The sequence below is a fragment of the Streptomyces sp. NEAU-174 genome, assembly GCF_052665095.1.
This window is the reverse complement of record NZ_JBQTCE010000006.1, coordinates 1-21,078: the sequence shown is the minus strand read 5'-3', so window position 1 is coordinate 21,078 and position 21,078 is coordinate 1. Positions and strand designations below refer to the sequence as shown.

Genomic DNA, 21,078 nt, shown 5'->3' with positions numbered 1-21,078 from the left:
GGCCTCAGCCCGCGGTCGCGACGGACGCCGCGTGTTCCCGGGCGTGCCGGTCCATCTCCGCGCGGAAGGCGGCCACCAGCCGCGGCTGGATCCTTCCGGTGTCGCGGTCGCCTCCCTCGCAGACCGCGCCGCGCACCCCCACGATGTCGGTGCCGATGCGGGTGAGCGCGCCGAGGTCCGCGGCTTTGACGCTGCCCGCGAGGGCGGCGCGCAGACCGGCCTCGTGGGTCTGCCGGACGAACTCCGCGCAGAGGTCGGGCGGAACGTGGTCGAACAGCCGTGTCCCGTCCTTGATCGCGGTGTCGAGCATGGCCGCGTCACAGCCGGAGCGGCGGGCGATGTCGGGCAGCGCGAGCGGGTTGACGCAGCCGATCCGGTGGGCGTCGGCGTAGCCGGAGGCGACGACGAACGCGTCCGGCCGGTAGTCCTTCACCGCCCGGACGACCCCGCGCATGACATCGATGGCCTGTTCGGGCGTCGTGCATCCGTAGAGGCCGACCTTGATGTAGGTGGCTCCGGAGACCGCCGCACCCAGCGCCGCCTGGGCCACTGTGCCGGGCTTGTAGGGGACGTCTCCCACGGTGGCGGAGACCGGCTTGTCCGCCGGGACCGTGTCGCGGATCTGCCGGATGACCCAGGGGAAGTTCGCGCCGAGCGAGCCCTCGTCGGGCTTCTTGACATCGACGATGTCGAGGTGTTCCGCCGCCTTCGCGCAGTCGAGGGCCTCCTCGACGCCGTCCGGGGAGATGAGAAGCAACAACGTGGCGTCCTTCCACCGCATACCACCTGCCCAGGGGGCGGCTGTGCGGAGTCGTGTGGATCACGCGCGGTCCGCTCATCATCGCCGCGTCCCGTGGCCCACGGCAGGGCGCGCGGAGTCCGGACGGGGCGTTGTCATGACGCTCCACGCCCCCGGCACGCCGTCCACGCCGGTAGCCGGTGCGGCGATCGAGACGCTGCGTTCCGCCGAGACGCTGCGTTCCGCCGAGACTATGTGCTCCGCGCCGATTGCCGAATGATCAGGTCGGTCAGCAGGGCCAGCGGGGGCCAGCTGTCGCGACCCCGGCGGGCGACGGCGAAGGCGCGCAGGACGACGTCCGGCGCGGTGAGCGGCACCAGCTGGACACCGGGCAACGTGGAGGTGCCCATCGGCAGCAGCCCTACGCCCATCCCTGCCGCGATCATGCCCTGTACGAGGTCGAGGCTGTCCGCCTGGTGCGTGAGGTGGGGGGTGAAACCGGCCATGGAGGCGAGTGTCCGGATGACGGTCTCGTCACCGGGGTTGCGCGAGTTGCCGATCCAGTCCGCCGTGCGGAACCGGCGGAAGAGCTCGGGGGCGCCCGGCACTGAGGGGCGGGCGGCGTGGTCAGGAACGCCCAGACCCCAGGGAGCGGTCCACAGGGGAGTGATCACGACCGCGGGGTCCGGCTCGGCCGGTGCCAGGTTGTAGTCGTAGGTGAGCGCGAGGTCGGCCTCGTCGTTCGCCAGCAGCTGGAGGGCTTCGGCGGGCTCGTGCTCACGCACCAGGACGCTGAGCTGAGGATGGCTCGTCGACAAGTCGCCGATGATGGGCAGCAGTTGGGCTCGGATGGCCGTGGCGAAGCCGGCCACCCGCACCGTGCCGGTCGGCGGGGCGTCGGGGCTCAAGTCCCGCTGTGCGGCCTCGACCGCCGCAAGGATCGTCACGGCGTGTTCCGCCAGTCGGCGGCCCGCCGGTGTGAGCCTGACCCTGCGCCCATGCGGCTCGATCAGTGCCGTGCCCATCTCCTGGGCCAAGGCGGCGACCTGCTGGGAAACGGTCGAGGTGGTCGTGCCGGTGGCCTCGGCCACGGCGCGCATCGAGCCTCGCCGGGCCAGCTCGGCCAGCATCTGGAGGCGGCGTGTTTCCATCCCCCTATTGTCCATGAATCCCGAACGAATCATTCGGGATTGGCACGTGGACGTGAACGGTGTCAAGGCTCTCTACTGGAGCCCATGAACGCTCCCGAACCGCCCGAGACTCTTCCGTCCCGTCGCTCGCGCCATGCCGGCGCCGGTGCCCTCATGGCTGCCACCGCGATGTGTACCGTGCAGCTCGGATCGGCTCTGACGGTTCCGCTGTTCGGACAGCTCGGGGCGCTGGGAACCGCGGGGCTGCGCCTGGGCTGGGCGGGGCTGATTCTGCTGGTCGCCATCCGCCCCCGGCCGCGTGATTTCAGCTCCCGGGATCTTCTCGCCTGCATGCTGCTCGGTCTCGTGACCGCCGGAATGATGGTCTTCTTCATGCAGGCGATCGCCCGTCTCCCGTTGGGAACCGCGAGCGCGCTGGAATTCCTGGGACCGCTGACGGTCTCCCTCTTCGGACCGAGGAAGGGACGCCTGGTCTGGGCGGCCGCGGCGGCGACGGGCGTCGTGCTGCTGACCGAACCCTGGCACGGCGGCGCCGACCCTCTGGGGGTGGGGAGCGCGCTGCTCGCCGCGGGATGCTGGGCCGCGTACATTCTGCTGACCCAACGGGTCGGTGATCGTGTCACCGGCCTGAAAGGACTGGCCGTCTCCATGCCGGTCGCCGCGGTGGTGGGGCTGGCCATCGCCGCCCCGGACCTCGCCGACCGCATCACCTGGTCACCGGTGTGGACCATGCTGGCTCTGGCGGTGCTCAGCCCCGTCATCCCCTTCGCGCTCGAATTTCTCGCCCTGCGCCATCTGACCACGTCCGCGTTCGGCACGCTGATGAGCCTCGAGCCCGCCATCGCCCTCATGGTCGGTCTGCTCGTTCTCGGCCAGCGCCCCGGGACGGCCGCGACACTCGGTCTGGTCCTCGTGGTCGTGGCCAGCGTCGGCGCCACCCGCGCCGGTGTCCGTCCCCCGGCATCCTCCCAAGAGGCGCCGGTTGCCCGGCATGAGCCCGGCCGGGAGTCCGTACGACGCGATCAGATGTCATCGAACGTGGCAAGCTGACGTCTCGCAACCGGTCGATCGCGGTCCTGTTGTGGCCTGGAGCAGCACGCTGAAGATCTCCCGTTTCGCTTGGAGGAGACCATGTCCACATCCATCGGCAGGCCCGCCGATCCGACGTTGAGCCATCGAGCCATCGAGAACTTGATCGCACGTTACGCCGAACTCGTGGACGACGGTGATTTCGCGGGACTCGGCACGCTGCTCGCCGACGCCACCTTCACGGGCAGTGGCGAGCCGGTCAGCGGGCGCGAAGCGATCGAGGAGATGTTCAAGGAGACTCTGATCGTCTACGCCGACGGCACGCCGCGAACCCACCACGTCACCACCAATGTCGCCATCGAGGTCGATGAGCAAGCGAACACGGCGGTCTCGCGCTCGTACGTCACCGTCTTCCAGGCACTGCCCGACCTGCCCCTGCAACCCATCGCCGCCGGTCGGTACCACGACCGCTTCGAGCGCCGTGACGGGCAGTGGCGTTTCGCGGAGCGACGCGTCCGCATCAACCTGATCGGCGATGTGAGCCGCCATGCGCACCAGGCCGCCGCACGGCGGTAGCCGCTCCCGGGGGAGGAGGCCCCGCCCGTCGGACCGGCGGGGCCTCCACGGCCTCAGATCATGAGCAGCAGCCGCGTGTGCGGTGTCAGCTTCCGATTAACGCTGGTGCTCTGCACGAAGATCGTGAAGTCGTCGTTGTGATCCGGCTTGACGCGGACTTCCGTGTCCGGCAGGCCGAGCAGGGATCGGGCTTCCGGCCCCGTGTACACCCGGTCCGTCTTCTTCTCCAGCACCGCTATCTGCTTTCGCGCCTGGATTTTCTCCGACTTGCTCAGCTGATAGAACGCACAACCGGTGCGGAAGGTGTGCCCGCATTCGATGACCCATTCCCGGATCGCCGCTTCGCGGGCCACCGGAATCAGCTGGTATTTCGACGGGTCCACCGGGGTGAGGCCGGCTGCCTTGATGGTGTCCTTGTTGACCGCCTCCGCACCCGTGGAGAACACCGCCCGCGATCCCCGGATGCCCTGGGCCCGGCCCACCATAAAGTTCTCGGTGGCCTGCTGGATAACCTGCCCCGCCTCCTCCAGGCCCTGAGTGCTCGTGGCGTCCCAGATGGCGATGTTGTCCTTCGGGAAGCCGCACTGCATGGCCTCGCGCTTGCCCATCTGGTCCGGCACAAGGACGGCCAGCGTCCAGTTGTCCTCTTGCGTCTCCATCAACTCGGCCACCGCCCGCACCAGTTCACGCGGGCTCTTGGTGAGGGCATCCGAGCAGCGATGACTCGCGTTCTCCTGGCCGTCCGTCAGCACGAACGTCAGGAAGCTGTGGTCGCCGTACAGTTGGGCGGTCTGCGCCAGCTCCCGCTGCGACTTCAGTGTGGCCGCCAGCAGAGCCGTCATTCCACCGACCCGGTAAAGCTGCTTCAGGGACGGCATCCGCAGCACGTCCTTGTCATAGATGACGCACTCCACCTTGTCGGCGAAGACGTACACCGTAACGCGGGTTTCCTGGTCCAGTTCCTTCGATCGGCGGGCCAGATACGCAATCTGCTGGTCGGCGACTTCGACGACCTTTCCGCGCAGGTGTGACATGGACGAACTGGCGTCCAGCACAAGAGCAACGTGATTGATGTAGTTCTGGTCTCCGGACATGCCGCGCCCCCTCTTTTTCCTTCTCGATGCTCCTACCTTCTCACCCACCACTGACAATCGATCTTGGACCGCGATGCGCGGCGGCCGGTGCCCGTGCAGGAGAGTGACGCGGCGTCAGGAGTAGAAGCGCACATAGTCGAAGCGTGCGGTCACCCCCTTGCCGGCCAGGGAGACGAGGCCGATGGACGGGGCGGAACCGGCGGGCAGCTGCCAGACCCCGCCCCAGATGTAGTGCTTCCCGTCCCGGCTCGTGGCCGGCTGGAATCTGTGTTCGCCGGTCTTCGGGTCGGCGGTATGGCGCAGCCGCAGCCACATGGTGTCGGCCGACGGGCCCAGCTGCATCTCCGGCCAGCTGTCACGGTCCCGGCCGATCCACAGGAAGGCCTGCCGGGATGGGCCGGTCCGGGTCGGAGCCAGATGGATCGAGTCCTCCGGGCTCTGGAAGGCGATCATCCCGGCCTGGCTGCGCCCGTCGGGGGCGTCGCTGATCGGGAAGTGCAGCTTGGTCTCGACCGTGTAGGTGCCGGTCGGAGCGTCACGGAGCAGCGCCGACGCCATGGTCCCCTTGCCGGAGAAGTCGGCGTCCTGCGTCGGCCACACGTACTGGCCGTCGGCGACCTGCCCGTCGGCGGGGCCGAACCACCTCCAGCCGTCCAGCCGGCTGTCGTCGAAGTCCTCGTCGTACTCCGGCAGCCGGGCTCCGATCGAGGGGGCCGGCTGTTTGACCGTCACCGGTGTGTAGGGCCGGGTCACACCGACGTTGTCCGCCTCGCCGGCGCCGCGGGTCGAGGCGACACCGCCGCGGCGCCAGCCCTTCGGTACGTCCACCGTCAGCTCGGCCAGCGGCATGTCGAGCAGGGCCGAGCTGACCTGTATGTGCGCCGCGCCGTCGCGGATCTCGGCCGTGAGCGAGTGCCAGGTACGCGGATCGGTGTTCGCGTGCAGGCGAGCGGTCTGCTTCCGCACCACCTTCCGGTCCCGGGTGACCTCGACGGAGAGGGTGCCGGTGGAATCCAGCCAGGCCACGGCGTGGTTGGACCGGCCCGCGGACGCCAGGACAAGCCCGACCCGGCCGTCGTCGCCGCGCAGCCGGAGGTCGGCCTCGATCCTCACATCGCCGTCCGGGGCCCGCCGCGGCAGCAGCAGCTGCGGGAGGGCAGCCAAGGACCGGCCACGGGCATAGCGTCCCGAGTCGGGATCCGACGCCGTGGTCCAGGAGCCGTGTCCGAGGGTGTCGAAGTCGACCAGGCCGTCGTCGAAGGTGCTCCCCGAGCCCCAGTCGCCCACGGGTGCGGTCTGCCGGTCCTCGCTGGTCCAGGCGCCCGCGCGCACGGTCGGCCAGCCGTCGATCCAGTCGAGCCGGTCCATCATGGTCGGCCGTCCGCCCCAGTTCGGATCGCTCTCGTGGCGGTCGAATCCGTTGGTGAGGATCCAGTCCTGGCCGGACTTGTCGACGACGTTCGCCGAGTGGCCGGTCGCGACCCACTTGTTGCCGTTCGGCGCGTTGACGATCGTGCCGCCGGGGTTCAGGTCGGCCAGGCCGACGCCCTCGGCGTCGGTGAACGGGCCCATCGGGTCCTTCGCCCGCCCGACGAACACCGGATAGGCGCCCTGGTCACGGGCACAGCAGCCCAGGCCGGAGTAGAACAGGTAGTACCAGCCGTCCCGCTTCACCACATACGCGGCCTCGCCACGCCGGGCGCCGACCACCTGCACCGGATCGCCGACCGGCGCGGTGCCCTCCGTATTGAGGCGCACCGCATGGATTCCGCCGTCGCGGAAGGAGCCGTAGTAGAGGTACTTCTGGCCGTCGGAGTCGAGGAACACCGACGGATCGATCTGATTGACCGTCGTCCCGTACGGCAGCACGGGGTGGCCGATGTCCTTCCACGGGCCGGCCGGGTGGTCCGCGGTGGCCAGCGCGATGGTGTTCTTGTCGCCGCCGGCGACCGAGTAGTAGAGGTAGTACGTGCCGTTGATGTACCGGATGTCGGGTGCCCAGTAGTAGGTGGTCTTGAAGTCGCGCCATTCCGGGTGGTTGTCGGGTCCGAAGACATCACCGACGTAGGTCCAGTTGACGAGGTCGGCCGAGCGCGTGATCGGCATGAAGTGCTGTGACTCCCAGGGGCCTCCCTGGTTGTCCCGGCGCATGCTGGTCTGGGTCGCATAGGCGTACCAGTAGCCGTCCTTGCCCCGGATGATCGACGGGTCGGAGAAGGCGTCCGCGACGTCGTCCATCACCGGGTTCTGGTACGTCCCGGGCGGATCGGCGGGATCGGCCACGGCCGGTCCGGGATGTGCGCCGCCGAGGCCGAGGACCATGAGCAGGGCGAGGAGGACGACGCCGGGTCTGCCGCGTCTGCCACGTCTGCCGCGGACCGCGGGGAATCGTGCTGACTTCGATGCCATGTCGGGAGCTCTCCTTTGGAGATGCCGTAGATGCCGTAGATCCGTAGATGCGGAGATACCGGGGCGCCGGGGCGCGGACCGCGCCCGGGAAAACAGGTAGTTGTACGGCCCGGGGTGAGCTCAGCCGACGACCAGGGCCGCGATGCGCCAGAGGCCGTTCAGCTTCGAGCCGGTGATCTCCAGGTCGGCGGTGCGCCCGTCCGGGCCGCCGTCGAGGTCGAAGGAGAACCAGACGAAGGCGCGGCTCGGCAGGCTGTCGTCGCCGGAGCGTCCGAGGACCGTGCCGCCCTCGGAGATGGTGGTGACACCCGAATCGGTGAGGGAGTCGCCGGTGAGCACCCACACCGTGTGCGTGCCGGCCGGCACCGGGATACGCAGGACGATGGGCTCGCCCTTCTGCATGACGATGTCGCGGCGCAGGTCGTCGGCGTTGCCCCGGTCACGGGTGAGCGGCCGGTCGCCGACCCAGCCGAAGCCGCGGTCGTCGGTGTAGCCGTCCTCGGGCGACAGCCTGGTGTACCCGGTCAGCAGCGGGCCGGCCGGCGGGCCGGCGTCGAACGCCGACGCCACGTCATCGGGGTGCGGCGTGGTGACCACGGACACCGACCGGCCGCGCTCGATCTCCTCGTCGCCGCTGGTGAGCCGGATCTCGACGGTGGCGAACCCCGGAGTGGACACCGGGGTCGTGGTGACCGTCACCTCTCGCTCGGCTCCGGCGGCGACCGTCACGGTCCGCTCGGTGCCGGACCAGCCGTCGGGGGTGACCAGCCGGGCGGTGACGGCACGGTCCTTGGCGCCGGTGTTGCGTACCAGCACCGTGACCGGGTTGGCCCGGCCCGTCCACCACACCGGCTCCGCCACCGCCTTCAGCACGACCAGGGACGGTTCCGGGGCGGTGGGATCGGTGACGGCGAACGCGGACAGCCGCCAGGGGCCGCCCACCCCCGTGAACGTGATGTCGGTGGTGCGGCCGATGGTACCTCCGTCGAGGGGCAGCTCCAGCCAGGTGAAGGTTCCGCCGGGCTGCTTCGGGCTGGTGGCGACGGTGGCGCCGTCCACCGCGACCCGGGTCGGCGAGGCCGTGGCACCGGTGTCACCGACCAGCGCGTACCCGGTGTGCTTACCGGCCGGCAGGGCGAGGCGCAGCACCCGGGACGAGGTGTGCCAGAGGTGGTCGCGCAGCAGGGGCTCGCCACCGCGGTCCCTGGCCGACGGGGCGGCGCCGACCCAGCCGTGGCCGGCCGACGCGGACCAGGCCGACTCAGGGGTCAGCGCGTCGTAGCCTGGCATCGAAGTCCCGTTCCGCGGCCCGGCGTTGAGCGCCAGGAGGCATCGACTGCCCTCGGGGGCGACGACCAGCGCGGGCGGCCGGCCGTCGAGCCGGGTGAGCTGCGGCGCCACCTCCAGGTCCAGGGCGGCGACGGTGCCCGGCAAGGGGGGAGTGACCGGCAGCTCGAGCTCAGCGGTCGCGGCGCCGGCCGCGGACCGTTCGGCGGGCTCGGTGTGCCAGCCCACCGACGGCGGCCGCAGCGCGACCGCGATGTCGCGGTCCCGCGCCGAGGCGTTGGTGACGGCCACCGGCAAGAGGTTCGGCCGGCCGCCGAGCAGCACCCGCGGGCCGTTCAGTGCCACGTGCAGCCATTCCCGCTCCGCGTCGACGACGCGGCTCCTGTCGAAGAAGAATCCGACCACCGTGTCGCGCCAGAACGTCGCGTGGCTCCGTTGGGCCTCGAAGCCCGCCTCGATGGCGGCATGGCGCCGCCGGTCGACCTTCCCGGACAGCTCGCTCCACCCGGCGCGGAACCGGTCGATGCGGTCGACCCCGGTGAAATGGGTGTCGTAGATGTGCTGGATGACCGTCTTGCCCGACCGCAGTCGATGGTCGTACGGCACCCAGTGCATGAACAGCAGCAGGTCGTCGGGACAGGTCGCCGTGGACTCGTAGCGCTTCCGCCACGGCCGCGGGTAGAGCCCGGTGAAGCCGCTGCCGGTCGCCTCGGTGCGGTCGAAGCCGGTGCCCTCGGCCGTGGAGTGGTGTGACTGGAAGAGTGTGCCCAGCGGGCTCGGATCGAGGTGGTCGCCACCGGGGTCGGTGAGGTACCCCATCCCCAGCGGCGAGGTGTAGTCCTCGTACGTCCGGCGCGAGTGCGTCAGGATGTCGGCCACGACCCCGGTGACCGTGAGGTCGTGGCCGAAGGTCAGCCCGGCCCACTCCGCGGCCAGGTCCCGGGGATCGGCGTCCGGGTTCCAGCACATCCTGCCGAAGGCGTAGGTGTTCGCCGCTCCCAGCAGCTGGCCGGTCCAGTCGCGGGCGTTGCCGAAGTTGCTGACCCCGGCGATGCCCGCCCGGGGCGCCCGGCCGTCGCCGTCCGCGAGGACGTCGGCGACGGTCGGTCCGGTGCCGGGCCCCTGAGTCGGGAAGGTCAGCACCTCCCGCCACAGCGGAGCCAGATAGGTGGTGTGGATCTCGTGGCCCGTGTACTCCTGAGTGAGCTGGAGCTCCAGCATCTGGTGGGTGTGGCGCATGGCGCCGAACAGGGGGTGTACGGGCTCGCGGATCTGGAAGTCGATCGGTCCGTACTTGGTCTGGAGGATGACGTTGTCGTCGAACGCGCCGTCCAGCGGGGCGAACACCCGGTACTGGTACTCCGCCCAGTCGCCGAAGTCCTCGTGGACGAAGCTGCGCCAGACGATCTGCCCGCCGTGCGGTGCGACCGTGCGGGCCAGCATGTTCGCGCCCTCGGCATGGGTGCGTCCGTAGTCGAGCGGCCCTGGCTGCCCCTCCGAGTTCGCCTTCACCAGGAAACCGCCGAATCCGGGCAGGCTCGTGAAGATCTCGGCGCTCTTGTCCCGCCACCACCGCTGGACCCGTCGGTCGGCGGGATCGGCCGTCGTGATCGGATCGGCGTCGTCCGCGGTCAGGATCATCGGGCTGGCGTAGTTGACGGACAGCCAGGTCGAGATCCCCCACGAGTGGAGAAGCGCCGCCAGGGGTCTGAGTCCGGTCAGCGTCTCGCTGGTGATGAAGTCGGCGCTGGCGTTCACATTGTTGAGCACCGAAGCGTTGATGCCGATCGATGCCATGGACCGTGCGTAGTCGACGACCCGGTCTGAGATGTCCGGCAGCTTGTCCCACTCGAAGATCGACGTGCCCGCGTAGCCACGCTCGACCGACCCGTCGAAGTTGTCCCAGTGATTCATCATGCGCCGTGCGATACGCGGCCTCTGTAGGACGGACAGCTTGTGCAGTGGCCGCTCGAGCTGGAGCAGACGGATGAGATGGAAGACCCCGGCCAGCACGCCGCGATCGGTGTGGGCCCCGATGACCAGTCGTCGCCTGCCCGGCGTGCCGGTCATCTCGATCACGAACCCCTGCGCACCGATCCGGGCCAGCCGATCCGGGCTCACCTGGGACCGTACGACCGGCGACTCGTCCACCGTGCCGATGACAACCGAGGCCCGACCGGCGGGAGCCCGGACCGGTGCGCTGCCGATGAAGCCCTCGACGGCCCGGCACAGCTCCAGCTCGGCGTTCTCCATGACCCGGCCCTCGCCCTGACGGGCCAGACCGGCCAGGGCCTTCCGGTACTCCTCGAGCCGCCGGGGATCGGCGGTGGGGCGGTAGCGCAGCCAGAGATCGTAGCCGTCCTCATCGGGGATGCCCGCCGATGCGGCGAAGCCGGCTGCCGCGCTCCATGGGCTCAGCACCGTGGCGAGGGCGAGAGCGGATGCCTGGAGCACTCGGCGACGACTGTACTCGTACTCGTACTCGGATCGCGCCATTGCGGTTTCTCCTCATGCACGGGTTCGGGTGAGAATTTCGCGCAGTTCGGCCACGGGGATCTTCGGTTGGCGGTCCGGGGTGAGCAGGCCGTTGGTCTCCTGTTCGGTGTCGGTGAACTGGGTGTAGCAGAAGCCCGCGAGCCCGGAGTCCACCGCCGCGGCCACCAGACCGGCGAGGCGTTCGGCGAAGTCCTCCTTCGTGGCGACGGTGTCGTAGCCGAACCACTCGGCGCCCTCCGCCGGTTCGAAGGTCGCGCCGCCGAACTCGCTGAGGACGACCGGCTGCCCCTGGTGGCGGACGCCATCCAAGGTCAGCCGTTTGGCGCCGGGCCACCGCTCGGCGAACTCGCCTTGGCGCAGCGAGGCGTGGCCGTAGCGCTCGCGCAGTACGTCCCCGTGCTGGGTGTAGTCGTGGACGCCCCAGATGTCGGCGGCGGAGATCTCCCAGCCGTCGTTGGAGACGGCCGGGCGGGAGGGGTCCAGGGCCTTGGTCAGGTGGTAGAGGGCGTCGATGAAGTGGCGCTGTGCGGGGACGAGCGCCGGGTTCGGCACGGACCAGGACTCGTTGATCGGGACCCAGGCGACGATCGAGGGGTGGCTGAGGTCGCGGGAGACGGCTTCGGTCCACTCGGCGACCACGCGCTCGACGGTCTGCACGCCGAAGGCGTACGCCGACGGCATCTCCTCCCACAGCAGCAGCCCGAGCCGGTCGGCCCAGTACAGGAAGCGCGGGTCCTCGACCTTCTGGTGGACGCGCAGCCCGTTGAGGCCGATCTCCTTCGCCAGTTCGACGTCGCGGCGCAATGCGCCGGCCGAGGCCGACAGGTGCGATGCGGGCCAGTAGCCCTGCTGGAGCGCGAACCGGAGGAAATACGGCTTGTGGTTGAGGAGGAAGACACCGTCGTCCCAGCCGATGTCGCGCAGACCGAGGTAGGACGTGACGCGGTCGACCGGTGTGTCGTCGGCCGCGTCACGCAACTCCACCACCGCGTCGACCAGTTGCGGCCGCTCCGGACTCCAGAGCAGGCCGTCGAGATCCTGCCCGTGGCGCAGGGCGGGCACCGCGACGTCGAACTCCGCCTCCTGGCCCTCGATCAGCGTCCGCTGCTCGGCGAGCACCCGCTCGCCGAGCGTGAGGCGGACCGTCACGGTGAGCGGGCGCCGCGGCCAGTGGCCCAGACGCAACCGGCAGCGGACGCGGGCGTGGGCGACCTCGGGGGTCCAGTGCAGGAGCGTGATGTGCTCGGCCGGGACCTCCTCCAGCCACACCGGCTGCCAGATCCCGGAGGTGCGGTGGTACCAGATGACATGCGGATCCCGGCGCCAGTCCTGTTTGCCGCGGGGCTGCGCGGCGTCGAGCGGCTGGTCCTCGGCGCGGACGACGACGGTCTGCTCGCCGTCCCGGTCGACGGCATCGGTCAGATCGCAGCTGAAGCCGGTGTGCCCGCCCTCGTGACGTCCCACCAGGCGGCCGTTCAGCCAGACCTCGGCCCGGTGGTCGACCGCACCGAAGTGCAGCAGGAGCCGCCGCCCGGCGGCCGGCCGGGACACCTCGATCGTGCGCCGGTACCAGAGCACGGGGTGGAAGCCGGTGTCCGCCACACCCGAGGCCGCGGACTCGGGCGGATAGGGCACGGTGACGGTGTCGGTGAACGGCGCGGAGGCCGCCGGGTCCATCCACCGTTCGGTGCGGCCGCGGTCCTCGTCGTCGTGGGCGAACCGCCAGGGGCCGCCGAGGTCGCGCCAGTGGGGATCGCGGACCAGCTGCGGCCTCGGATGGCCCGCGGCGTCCAGGTGCGGGTAGGGCATGCGTGAACTCCGGTGGTGTGATGCGTATCCGGTGGTGTGATGCGTAGGGGAGGGGCGGGGAGGTGGCGTGCCGCGGTTCAGCTCTCCAGGGCGTCCGAGCGGAGGTCCACGACCGTGGCGGCGAACGCCAGCGGGCCCGGCAGTAGCGGGACCAGCAGCGGAATGGACCAGGCCAGGAGCGCGCCGAGGAGCACGCCACCGGCCAGGAGGAGACTGCCGCGCGGGTCCGCGGCCGAGCGAAGCAACGCCTCGCGCGCGGACAGCGGATGCGGTGCCCTGAGCGCGGTCGCCCGCAGCGCCACGACCGTGGCACCCAGGACGAGCAGCGCGAGGACGGGCGCCATGACGGCCGCTCCGGGCAGCGTGGCGCGCAGCAGCGCGGCATCGACCAGGACGATCATCGCGAGCAGCGGCGGCACCAGACCGAGGGCCGCCGACCGCGCGGACAGGTGGGCACGGAAGTGGGCACCGTAGGTGCCGGCCCTGACCTGGACGCGATCGTCCGCCGCTTGCCGAAGCGTCGAGGACGCGGCGGCGAACGCGGCCGGGGCCGTGACGACCGGCAGACAGGCGAGGCTGGTGAGCAGGCCGACGAGCAGCATGTCCGCGAAGAGGCTGAAGCCGGAGCCGAAGACCTCTCCGGGTTCCCGGCGCTCGCGCCGGTGCGCGATCGGTGCGTGGGCCATGGTGTGCCTCACCCCTTCAGTCCGGACGTGGCCATGCCCTGTACCAGGTAGCGCTGGAAGACCAGGAAGAACAGCACGATCGGCAGCACCGAGATCACCGACATGGCGAACATGGGCCCGTACGCGGAGGTGCTGGACTGGTCGACGAAGCTGCGCAGGGCGAGCGTGATGGTGAACTTCTCCGGTGCGAAGAGATAGATCATCTGCGTGAAGAAGTCGTTCCACGTCCAGATGAACGTGAAGATGGCCGTGGTGATCAGCGCGGGCCGGGCCAGTGGCAGTGTGATCGACCAGTACGCGCGGAAGGGACCGCAGCCGTCGATCCGCGCGGACTCCTCCAGCTCGCGCGGAAGGCCGCGCATGAACTGGACGATGAGGAAGACGAAGAACGCCTCGGTGGCCAGGAACTTCGGCAGGATCAGCGGCCAGAAACTGTCCACCAGGCCGAGGCGGTTGAAGATGATGTACTGCGGGATCAGCACGACGTGGTGCGGCAGCATCAGCGTCGCCACCATGAAGGCGAACATCACCTTGCTCATGCGGAAGCGCAGTCGGGCGAAGGCGTAGGCGGCCAGCGAGCAGGACAGTACATTGCCGAGCACGGCGCCCCCCGCGATCAGCAGGGTGTTGCCCAGCAGGCGGGTGACGGTGACGCCGGAGACCCCGTCCAGGGCGGTCGTGTAGTTCGACCACTCCAGGTGGCTGGGCAGCAGGTCCAGGCTCGTCACCACCTCGTCGGCGGGCTTCAGCGACGTGGCCAGCAGCCAGGCCAGCGGGTACAGCAGGACGAGCAGACACCCGGCCGCGACGGTGTGCGGCAGCCACCGCTTCGTGGCGATGTTCATCAGGTTTTCTCCATGGGTACCCCGGCCTTCGGGCCGGGGAGGAAGCGGACTCCTGCGGAGCAGGGCAGGGAAAGCGGAATCGCCGTTAGGGCGATTCGGTGTCCACCGACCACCGGCTGACACGTGTTCACACTGGAGCTGATAAAATGTGAGGCATGGCGCGGCAAGTTAAGCGGGCGTTCAGGTACCGCTTTTACCCCACGGACGAGCAGGCGGCTGAGCTGTCGCGCACGTTCGGGTGTGTCCGCTTGGTGTACAACAAGGCGCTGGAGGAGCGCACGCGGGCCTGGTACGGCGAGCGGCGCCGCATCTCCTATGTGCAGTCCTCCGCCGCGCTGACGGAGTGGAAGAAGACCGAGGAACTCGCCTTCCTCTCGGAGGTGTCCTCCGTCCCCCTCCAGCAGGCGCTGCGCCACCTTCAGGCGGCGTTCGGGAGCTTCTTCGCCAAGCGTGCGAAGTATCCGCGGTACAAGTCGCGGAAGAAGTCCCGCGCGTCGGCCGAGTACACCCGCAGCGCCTTCACATGGCGCGACGGGCGCCTGACGCTGGCGAAGATGGCCGAGCCGCTGGGCATCCGCTGGTCGCGCCCCCTGCCGGAGGGTGTGGAGCCGACGACGGTGACCGTGTCCCGCGACAGTGCGGGCCGCTGGTTCGTCTCGATGCTCGTCGAGGACACCATCGTCCCTGCCCCCGCCTCGAGTGCGGCGGTCGGCCTGGACGCGGGGATCACCTCCCTGGTGACCCTGTCCACCGGGGAGAAGATCGTCAACCCCCGGCACGAACGGCGCGACCGGGCCCGCCTGGCGAAGGCGCAGCGGGAGCTGTCCCGCAAGGCCAAGGGGTCCGCGAACCGGGAGAAGGCACGCCGGAAGGTCGCCCGCGTGCACGCGCGGATCACCGACCGGCGCCGGGACTTCCTGCACAAGCTGTCGACTCGGCTCGTCCGTGAGAACCAAACGGTCGTGATCGAGGACTTGACCGTCCGTAACCTGCTGAAGAACGGCCGCCTCGCGCGTGCCATCTCGGATGCGGCGTGGACGGATTTGCGCATGATGCTGGAGTACAAGTGCGCCTGGTACGGGCGTGAACTGGTGATGGTCGACCGCTGGTTTCCGTCCAGCAAGCTGTGCGGGGTTTGCGGCATGGTCCGCGAGAAGCTGCCGTTGAACGTCCGCGAGTGGACGTGTGACTGCGGCGCTGTGCATGACCGTGATGTGAACGCGGCACGCAACATTCTGGCCGCCGGGCTGGCGGCGTCTGCCTGTGGAGACGGTGTAAGACCTCAACGGGAGTCCTCCCGGACGGGGCGGTCGTCGGTGAAGCAGGAAGCCCAGCGGGCGACCGCTGGAATCCCCCGCCTTTAGGCAGGGGGAGGAAGTCAACGACCCTCCTCGTCCGCGTAGAAGACCCAGGACCGGGAGGTCCGGAACAGGATCAGGGTGATCGCGCCGATGGCGATCAGCAGCAGCCAGGCCATCGCCGCGGCGTAGCCCATGTGCGAGGCCGTGAAGCCGCGCTCGTACAGGTAGAGCGTGTAGAACATCGTGGAGTCGGCGGGTCCGCCGTCGCCGCCGCTGATGGCGAAGGCCGGGGTGAAGACCTGGAACGAGTTGATGACCTCGAGGACCAGGTTGAAGAAGACCACCGGGGACAGCATCGGCACGGTGATGGACACGAACTGCCGCCAGCGGCCCGCGCCGTCGAGCGCCGCGGCCTCGTAGAGGTCGGGTGAGATCTGCTGGAGGCCCGCCAGGAAGATCACCATGGGCGCGCCGAACTGCCAGACCGTCAGCAGGACGACCCCGTACACCGCGAGATCGGGGTCGCCGACCCAGCCGCCGGTGTGGATGCCGACCGCGTCCAGGATGTCGGGGACCGTGCCGCCGTCGTTGAACAGCGCCTTCCACACCAGGGCGATGGACATGCTCGCCCCGAGCAGCGACGGCCCGTAGAACGCGGAGCGGTAGAAGCCCCGGCCCCGGCCGAGGCTCTTCAGCAGCATCGCCACGCCGAGGGCGAGGCCCAGCTTCAGCGGGACGGCCACGACGACGTACAGCAAGGTGGTGCCGACCGACCGCCAGTAGCGCGGGTCCTCGAACAGCATCTCCCGGTAGTTGCGCAGGCCCACCCAGTGCGGCGGGTCGAACAGGTTGTAGTCCGTGAACGACAGGTACAGCGACACGGCCATCGGCACCAGGGTCAGCACGACCGCGCCGATCATCCACGGGGAGAGGAACACATAGGCGGGCCACTGCCGTTCACGGACCTGGCGCCGCCTGCTCTTGTCCGGGCGCGGAGCCGTCGTGCGGCCGACGCGCGCGGGCGCCCTCGTCGTCGACACCGTGCTCATGACCTCAGCTCCCGGTTCGCCTCGTCGATGAGTTCGCGCGCCGCCTGTCGCGGGGAGGCCATGCCGTACATCACGCGCTGGTAGCCCCGTTTGAACGCCGTCTGGATCGCGAGGTCGCCGGGCGGCGGCGCGGTCGGGGGGTCGTCCAGGCCGTACTTCTCCATCGTCCGCGCGTAGTCGTAGATCTCCCGCTCCGGCCCCTGGAGCGTCGTGGCGACCCGGGCGGCGATCTTTCGGTTGGGCGGGGTGGAGCGGGAGAAGCCCAGGATGTCGCCCGCCCGTGGGTCATTGAGGAGAAAGTCGATCAACTGGGCCGCCTCCTTGGGGTGCTCGCTGTTCGCACCGATGCCGAGGAGCATGCTCGGCTTGAAGTACGCACCCTGGTGGCCGCCGGTGGTGGGCACGGGCGCGAAGTGGATGTCCTTGCCGAGCAGGCCCGTGTATCCGGGGAACGGCGCGTCCCAGGTGAAGTCGGCGGCCGCGAGGTGGCGGCCGATGGGGCTGGTCTCGGTGCTCTTGGCCTGCACGGTGTCCTTGGCCTCGGCGATGGCACCGTCCTTGCGGAGTCCATCGCAGAACGACCAGAAGGCGGTCAAGTCGTCCTCGGTGAAGCCGAGTTTCGTCTGCCCGGCGTAGAGCTTCCCGCCTCGGCCGCGCAGCCAGGTCTCGAAGACGTCCTCGTTCGTGCCCCCGTCGTTGGAGCCCGTGAAGGGGCGTCCGTCGGGGGACTTCAGCCCCAGGGCGGCGATCTTCTTGTTGGCCTCACCCCAGTCCTGCCAGGTCCAGCTCGGCCGGGGCGTGGGGATTCCCGCCTTCTTGTAGACGGCGGAGTCGTAGGCGTAGCCGGTGATGCCACGGCCCATGGGCAGGGCGTACTGCCCGCCCCCGTAGGTGCCGGTGCGCAGCAGACCCTTGTCCATCTCGGACGTACGGATTGTCCTGGCCTTGATGACGTCGTCCAGCGGCATGATCGCTTCGCCGCCCGCGTACTGGGAGACCTGCCGGTAGTCGAGCTGGACCACGTCGGGTATGCCGCCACCCGCGGCCTGTGTGGCCAGCTTCTGGAGATAGGCGCCGAATTCACCGTTGGACGTGCGGACGCTGACGCCCGGGTGCTCCTTCTCGAAGAGCCGTACCGCCTTCTCGGTGCGCGCGGCACGGTCGTCGTTCCCCCACCAGGAGAACGTGAGGGTGATGCCGCCCGAGGTGCCGCCGCTCGCGGCGGAGCAGCCGGAGAGCGTGGCGGTCAGGGCCGTACTGAGGCCGATGGCGGCCGCGGCGAGCACGGCCCGGCGGCTCGGGTGCGGGGCGGGCGTCATGCGGGGGCCTCCTCCTTCAGCGTCCACAGCGCGGGCAGGTGACTGGAGCGCGCGATGCCTCCGGTGCCGACCACGGCGGTGCGCAGTGGGGTGGTGGAGCGGTGCGAAGACATGCGGGCCCTCTCATGAGATGGGTGGTTGAGCGTGGCGCCGTGGGCCTGGGCGGGCAGCCCGGACCGCCCGACGGATGGTCGTCGGCGGCCCGCGTGACGCCCTCGGGAGCAACCGCTTGCTATCGATCTGTTCCAACGTTGTAACTGCGAAATCTCGCCAGGGTCAACCCCTCGTCAGGAACGGGATTCCGGGCCGTCCCGGCACTGACAGCCCGCCGGAACCGGTGCATAATGCGGAGAAACACAGGTGAGGGGGTTCGGTCAGTGGCCGCGGTGACACTCAAGGACGTGGCGGAGCGGGCAGGGGTCTCGATCAAGACCGTGTCCAACGTTGTACGCGATGCTCCCCGCGTGTCCGAGGCCACGCGGAAGCGCGTACTGAAGGCCGTGCACGAGCTCGGCTACCGGCCGAACCCGTCGGCCCGCCGGCTGCGCACCGGCCACAGCGGCCTGATCGGCCTCGCCGTCCCGGATCTGGCCACGCCGTACTTCGCCGAGCTCGCCCAGCACGTACGGGCCGAGGCGGCGCAGCTGGGCCTGACCGTCCTGATCGAGGAGACGTCGGGCGACGCGACGGAGGAACTGCGCCTGGCGACCGGCGTCGGCGCGGCGCTGCTGGACGGCGTGATCCTGTCGCCGCTGGGCGTCTCGCCCGACGAACTCGCTGCCGTGGCCAACGAGTTCCCGCTGGTGCTGCTCGGCGAGCGCAGCTACGAGCGTGACCAGGTGGGGGCCGATCACGTCCTGATCGACAATGTCGCGGCGGCGCGCGAGGCCACCGCGCACCTGGCCGCCCTCGGCCGTACCCGGATCGCCGCCATCGGCGTGGACCGGCAGGCGTCGGCGACCAGCCGTCAGCGTCTGGAGGGCTTTCAGCTCGCCCTGCACGAGGCCGGGGTGACGTACGACCCCCGGCTCGCGCCCTCCATCAAGGAGTTCGACCGGCTCAACGGCCTGATGGCGATGCGCGCCCTCGCCGCCCTCCCGGCCGGGGTGCGGCCGGACGGGGTCTTCTGCTTCAGCGACCTGCTGGCGGTCGGGGCCCAACGCGCCCTGTTCGAAGCGGGGTTGCACATCCCGGACGACGTCGCCGTGGCGAGCATCGACGGCTCCGACGAGGCGCTCTACAGCACGCCGTCGCTGACGTCCGTGGTCCCGGACAAGGCCGCGATCGCCTCGCTCGCCGTGAAGTGCCTGGCGGCCCGCATCCGCTCGGACGTGCCCCTGCCGTTCGAGGTGCACACCGCTCCGCACTGGCTGCACACCCGGGAGTCGACGAACGGCGGGCGCCAACAGCTTTTCCGCTGAGCCGGACCGATTCTTCGCTGCTTTTTTGGACCGGGGGACGCTCTTCGTCCGGCGGTCCCTCGGTGGGCGCGACCAGCCACGATGCGGCCGCAGACGCACGACGGCATTTCGCGGCACTTCCCGCGGAGCGCTTAGCCCGCGGGCGGACCGGAACCCGAGTTTCGACGGCGCCGATCCATGGCCTAGGGTGCAACGCCGCGCCCTGGTGCGATTATCCTTCCGGCCTACCATCACGGGGATCTCTCATGCGTTTGGCAACCACACTCCTCCTGATCGGCGCCCTGTTCGCAGTGGCGCCCGCCACGGCCCAGGCGGCGTCGTCGCGTGACTCCGTCTCGTACGTCGCGCTGTCGTCGAAGCGAGGCGGTGGCAGCGGCGGCGGTGGTGGCGTCAGCAAGGGCGGCGGTGGTGTGAGCAAGAGCGGCGGTTACAAGAAGTCGAGGAGCGGCGGCTACTCCTCGGGCGGCAACGACGGCGGTTCGTCCACCGGTAAGAAGAAGATGCCCCTCTGGCAGGCGATCCTGTTCCTGCTGATCCTGGGGTGCCTCGTTGTCTGGGGCGGCGTCAAGCTCGTGCGCAAGTTCCGGAGGCTGGTCAGCGACTGACGGGGTAACGCGTCAGATCGCCGGGCCCGGGACCAGGAGGTCGCCCGGGATGCCTGCCTTGTCGGGGGCGTAGTAGTCCTTGATCCCGGCGACCCAGACGGCCACCTGGATCCGGTCCAGGTCCGAGGGGCCGAAGGCGTCGAAGAGTGCGTCGATGTTCGCTCGGTTGAAGCCGATCGCCGTCATCAACGCGACGAACGCGGGGCGTTCGATGAGTCCATCGCCGTCCGGGTCGCCGAGCGCGGCGAGCGCCTCGGCGAACACACCGATCGTCGAGGCGAAGCGCTCGGGCGAGAGCACGCAGGCTTCGAACTCCTCGTAACTGATCTTGCCGTCGCCGTTGGCGTCCAGTTCCGCGGCCAGGGTCGTCCAGTACTGGCGGAACGCCGCACGCATCGCGTCCTTCGCCGCCTCGTCCGCCCCGGGCGCGGCCGCGATGACGTTGTTCGCCATGAGGTCGAAGTCATCTGCTTCCAGGACGCCGTTGCCGTTGGCGTCGAAGAGGGAGAAGACGTGTGCGACCCGGTTGGTGGCCTCCGTGCGCATGAATGTTGTCACCCTTCTTCGATCCGTGGGCTGCCGTGTTTGGGCGCGACCGGCAGTTCATGCCCGGTTGCCTTGCTCACTATTTGGCCGACGGCTTGCTCATACCGTGGGTATTCCCCTTTATTCACTCGAAAGGCGGACTGGTCGGCGGTCGCGGGGGAGAGACAGCACGACGGAGAACTCGTCATCGCCCAGCCTGCCGACCGACGCGCGGGGCCGGCCCAGGCCGTGTGCCGGTCGGCGGTCGCCCGCAGCGCGGTGTCCTTAGCCGGATGGCCAAAATGCCCATGACGTCCTTGAGATGGTCCTGGTCGACCAGGAGCACGCACACGTCGTCGCCGTGGCGGCGCAGCAGCCCGGTCAGTTCGTCTTTCTTCGCGGCTGCCAGGAGCCGGTGCAGGGCGATGGCATGGACGGTCCGGCCGGTCACCGGGACGGCGGCGGTTGGCCCGGTCGGACGCCGTTGGTGCCTGTCCCGGGACGGATCTACAGCTCGAAGTCGCCGTTGCCGGCGAGGCTGGTCTCGCATACGAACGCGTCTTCGTGATGCATCCCGCCCGGCCACAGCCCTGCGCAGGGGCGGTTGGCCTACTGACCTTGTCGGATTAGCTTCGGGTGGTCTGGGTGAGGGGTAGTCCGGTTTCGGTGAGGCAGCCGTCGATGAGTTCGGGGTGGCGCTGGATGTGGGCGAGGCCTCGACGGAGGGTGCGGGTGAG

At 69.8% G+C, this 21,078-nt stretch carries 16 protein-coding genes; 5 read left to right on the top strand and 11 right to left on the bottom strand.

Translation table 11 applies throughout. The annotated features are described in order from the left end of the window. Positions 1 to 4 precede the first annotated feature (4 nt). Together ACT2CW_RS18410 and ACT2CW_RS18405 are read right to left on the bottom strand one after the other, a co-directional pair. Positions 5 to 781 (bottom strand): (5-formylfuran-3-yl)methyl phosphate synthase, encoded by a 777-nt coding sequence (locus tag ACT2CW_RS18410; protein ID WP_037963518.1) that lies wholly within the window; start codon positions 779 to 781, stop codon positions 5 to 7. Between the two features lie 209 nt (positions 782 to 990). Then, positions 991 to 1,890, bottom strand: coding sequence for a LysR family transcriptional regulator (locus ACT2CW_RS18405; RefSeq protein WP_445517395.1), 900 nt, complete (start codon positions 1,888 to 1,890; stop codon positions 991 to 993). 168 nt (positions 1,891 to 2,058) lie between these two features. Here ACT2CW_RS18405 and ACT2CW_RS18400 point away from each other — a divergent pair, with 168 nt between their 5' ends. After that, positions 2,059 to 2,940 carry an EamA family transporter gene (locus tag ACT2CW_RS18400; protein WP_445517731.1) on the top strand — a complete coding sequence of 294 codons (882 nt, stop codon included), beginning with the start codon at positions 2,059 to 2,061 and terminating at the stop codon, positions 2,938 to 2,940. A gap of 81 nt (positions 2,941 to 3,021) precedes the next feature. Beyond that, on the top strand, positions 3,022 to 3,495 hold the full coding sequence (locus ACT2CW_RS18395) for a nuclear transport factor 2 family protein (protein WP_037963568.1): 474 nt from the start codon (positions 3,022 to 3,024) through the stop codon (positions 3,493 to 3,495). Positions 3,496 to 3,548: 53 nt separating this feature from the next. Here ACT2CW_RS18395 and ACT2CW_RS18390 read toward each other — a convergent pair whose 3' ends face one another. The 6 genes from ACT2CW_RS18390 to ACT2CW_RS18365 form a co-directional block, all read right to left on the bottom strand. Continuing rightward, positions 3,549 to 4,589, bottom strand: coding sequence for a vWA domain-containing protein (locus ACT2CW_RS18390; protein ID WP_037963525.1), 1,041 nt, complete (start codon positions 4,587 to 4,589; stop codon positions 3,549 to 3,551). 114 nt (positions 4,590 to 4,703) lie between these two features. Further along, positions 4,704 to 6,998, bottom strand: coding sequence for a family 43 glycosylhydrolase (locus ACT2CW_RS18385; protein ID WP_445517394.1), 2,295 nt, complete (start codon positions 6,996 to 6,998; stop codon positions 4,704 to 4,706). Between the two features lie 120 nt (positions 6,999 to 7,118). After that, positions 7,119 to 10,781, bottom strand: coding sequence for an alpha-glucuronidase family glycosyl hydrolase (locus ACT2CW_RS18380; protein ID WP_445517393.1), 3,663 nt, complete (start codon positions 10,779 to 10,781; stop codon positions 7,119 to 7,121). Between the two features lie 12 nt (positions 10,782 to 10,793). After that, the gene (locus ACT2CW_RS18375; protein ID WP_445517392.1) at positions 10,794 to 12,590 is read right to left on the bottom strand and encodes a sugar-binding domain-containing protein; all 1,797 of its coding nucleotides are present in this window, start codon (positions 12,588 to 12,590) and stop codon (positions 10,794 to 10,796) included. Between the two features lie 77 nt (positions 12,591 to 12,667). Next, positions 12,668 to 13,276 carry a hypothetical protein gene (locus ACT2CW_RS18370; protein ID WP_445517391.1) on the bottom strand — a complete coding sequence of 203 codons (609 nt, stop codon included), beginning with the start codon at positions 13,274 to 13,276 and terminating at the stop codon, positions 12,668 to 12,670. Between the two features lie 8 nt (positions 13,277 to 13,284). Then, positions 13,285 to 14,121: a carbohydrate ABC transporter permease gene (locus ACT2CW_RS18365; protein ID WP_037963530.1), complete on the bottom strand. Its 837-nt coding sequence runs from the start codon at positions 14,119 to 14,121 to the stop codon at positions 13,285 to 13,287. 155 nt (positions 14,122 to 14,276) lie between these two features. On the opposite strand from ACT2CW_RS18365, the gene ACT2CW_RS18360 reads away from it, so the two are divergent. Then, on the top strand, positions 14,277 to 15,485 hold the full coding sequence (locus ACT2CW_RS18360; protein ID WP_445517390.1) for an RNA-guided endonuclease InsQ/TnpB family protein: 1,209 nt from the start codon (positions 14,277 to 14,279) through the stop codon (positions 15,483 to 15,485). A 14-nt stretch (positions 15,486 to 15,499) separates the two neighbouring features. On the opposite strand, the gene ACT2CW_RS18355 is transcribed toward ACT2CW_RS18360, so the two are convergent. Further along, complete coding sequence (locus tag ACT2CW_RS18355; RefSeq protein WP_182468187.1) at positions 15,500 to 16,471, bottom strand: carbohydrate ABC transporter permease; 972 nt, start codon at positions 16,469 to 16,471, stop codon at positions 15,500 to 15,502. Beyond that, the gene (locus tag ACT2CW_RS18350) at positions 16,468 to 17,790 is read right to left on the bottom strand and encodes an ABC transporter substrate-binding protein (RefSeq protein WP_445517389.1); all 1,323 of its coding nucleotides are present in this window, start codon (positions 17,788 to 17,790) and stop codon (positions 16,468 to 16,470) included. The genes ACT2CW_RS18355 and ACT2CW_RS18350 overlap by 4 nt, the downstream gene beginning before the upstream one ends. 377 nt (positions 17,791 to 18,167) lie before the next feature. Between ACT2CW_RS18350 and ACT2CW_RS18345 the strand changes: the two genes are divergently transcribed. Further along, positions 18,168 to 19,211 carry a LacI family DNA-binding transcriptional regulator gene (locus ACT2CW_RS18345; RefSeq protein WP_445517388.1) on the top strand — a complete coding sequence of 348 codons (1,044 nt, stop codon included), beginning with the start codon at positions 18,168 to 18,170 and terminating at the stop codon, positions 19,209 to 19,211. 245 nt (positions 19,212 to 19,456) lie between these two features. Further along, on the top strand, positions 19,457 to 19,816 hold the full coding sequence (locus ACT2CW_RS18340) for a hypothetical protein (RefSeq protein ID WP_445517387.1): 360 nt from the start codon (positions 19,457 to 19,459) through the stop codon (positions 19,814 to 19,816). A 12-nt stretch (positions 19,817 to 19,828) separates the two neighbouring features. Here ACT2CW_RS18340 and ACT2CW_RS18335 read toward each other — a convergent pair whose 3' ends face one another. Beyond that, positions 19,829 to 20,362 (bottom strand): EF-hand domain-containing protein, encoded by a 534-nt coding sequence (locus ACT2CW_RS18335; RefSeq protein WP_445517386.1) that lies wholly within the window; start codon positions 20,360 to 20,362, stop codon positions 19,829 to 19,831. Between the last annotated feature and the right edge of the window lie 716 nt (positions 20,363 to 21,078).

Bases quoted from the DNA above. Each gene is read 5' to 3' on its own strand.
- ACT2CW_RS18400 (WP_445517731.1), top strand. From the start codon at position 2,059: ATGTGTACCGTGCAGCTCGGATCGGCTCTGACGGTTCCGCTGTTCGGA.
- ACT2CW_RS18355 (WP_182468187.1), bottom strand. From the start codon at position 16,471: ATGAGCACGGTGTCGACGACGAGGGCGCCCGCGCGCGTCGGCCGCACG.
- ACT2CW_RS18410 (WP_037963518.1), bottom strand. From the start codon at position 781: ATGCGGTGGAAGGACGCCACGTTGTTGCTTCTCATCTCCCCGGACGGC.
- ACT2CW_RS18370 (WP_445517391.1), bottom strand. From the start codon at position 13,276: ATGGCCCACGCACCGATCGCGCACCGGCGCGAGCGCCGGGAACCCGGA.
- ACT2CW_RS18335 (WP_445517386.1), bottom strand. From the start codon at position 20,362: ATGCGCACGGAGGCCACCAACCGGGTCGCACACGTCTTCTCCCTCTTC.
- ACT2CW_RS18375 (WP_445517392.1), bottom strand. From the start codon at position 12,590: ATGCCCTACCCGCACCTGGACGCCGCGGGCCATCCGAGGCCGCAGCTG.
- ACT2CW_RS18360 (WP_445517390.1), top strand. From the start codon at position 14,277: ATGGCGCGGCAAGTTAAGCGGGCGTTCAGGTACCGCTTTTACCCCACG.
- ACT2CW_RS18385 (WP_445517394.1), bottom strand. From the start codon at position 6,998: ATGGCATCGAAGTCAGCACGATTCCCCGCGGTCCGCGGCAGACGTGGC.
- ACT2CW_RS18380 (WP_445517393.1), bottom strand. From the start codon at position 10,781: ATGGCGCGATCCGAGTACGAGTACGAGTACAGTCGTCGCCGAGTGCTC.
- ACT2CW_RS18405 (WP_445517395.1), bottom strand. From the start codon at position 1,890: ATGGAAACACGCCGCCTCCAGATGCTGGCCGAGCTGGCCCGGCGAGGC.
- ACT2CW_RS18395 (WP_037963568.1), top strand. From the start codon at position 3,022: ATGTCCACATCCATCGGCAGGCCCGCCGATCCGACGTTGAGCCATCGA.
- ACT2CW_RS18390 (WP_037963525.1), bottom strand. From the start codon at position 4,589: ATGTCCGGAGACCAGAACTACATCAATCACGTTGCTCTTGTGCTGGAC.
- ACT2CW_RS18350 (WP_445517389.1), bottom strand. From the start codon at position 17,790: ATGACGCCCGCCCCGCACCCGAGCCGCCGGGCCGTGCTCGCCGCGGCC.
- ACT2CW_RS18365 (WP_037963530.1), bottom strand. From the start codon at position 14,121: ATGAACATCGCCACGAAGCGGTGGCTGCCGCACACCGTCGCGGCCGGG.
- ACT2CW_RS18340 (WP_445517387.1), top strand. From the start codon at position 19,457: ATGCGTTTGGCAACCACACTCCTCCTGATCGGCGCCCTGTTCGCAGTG.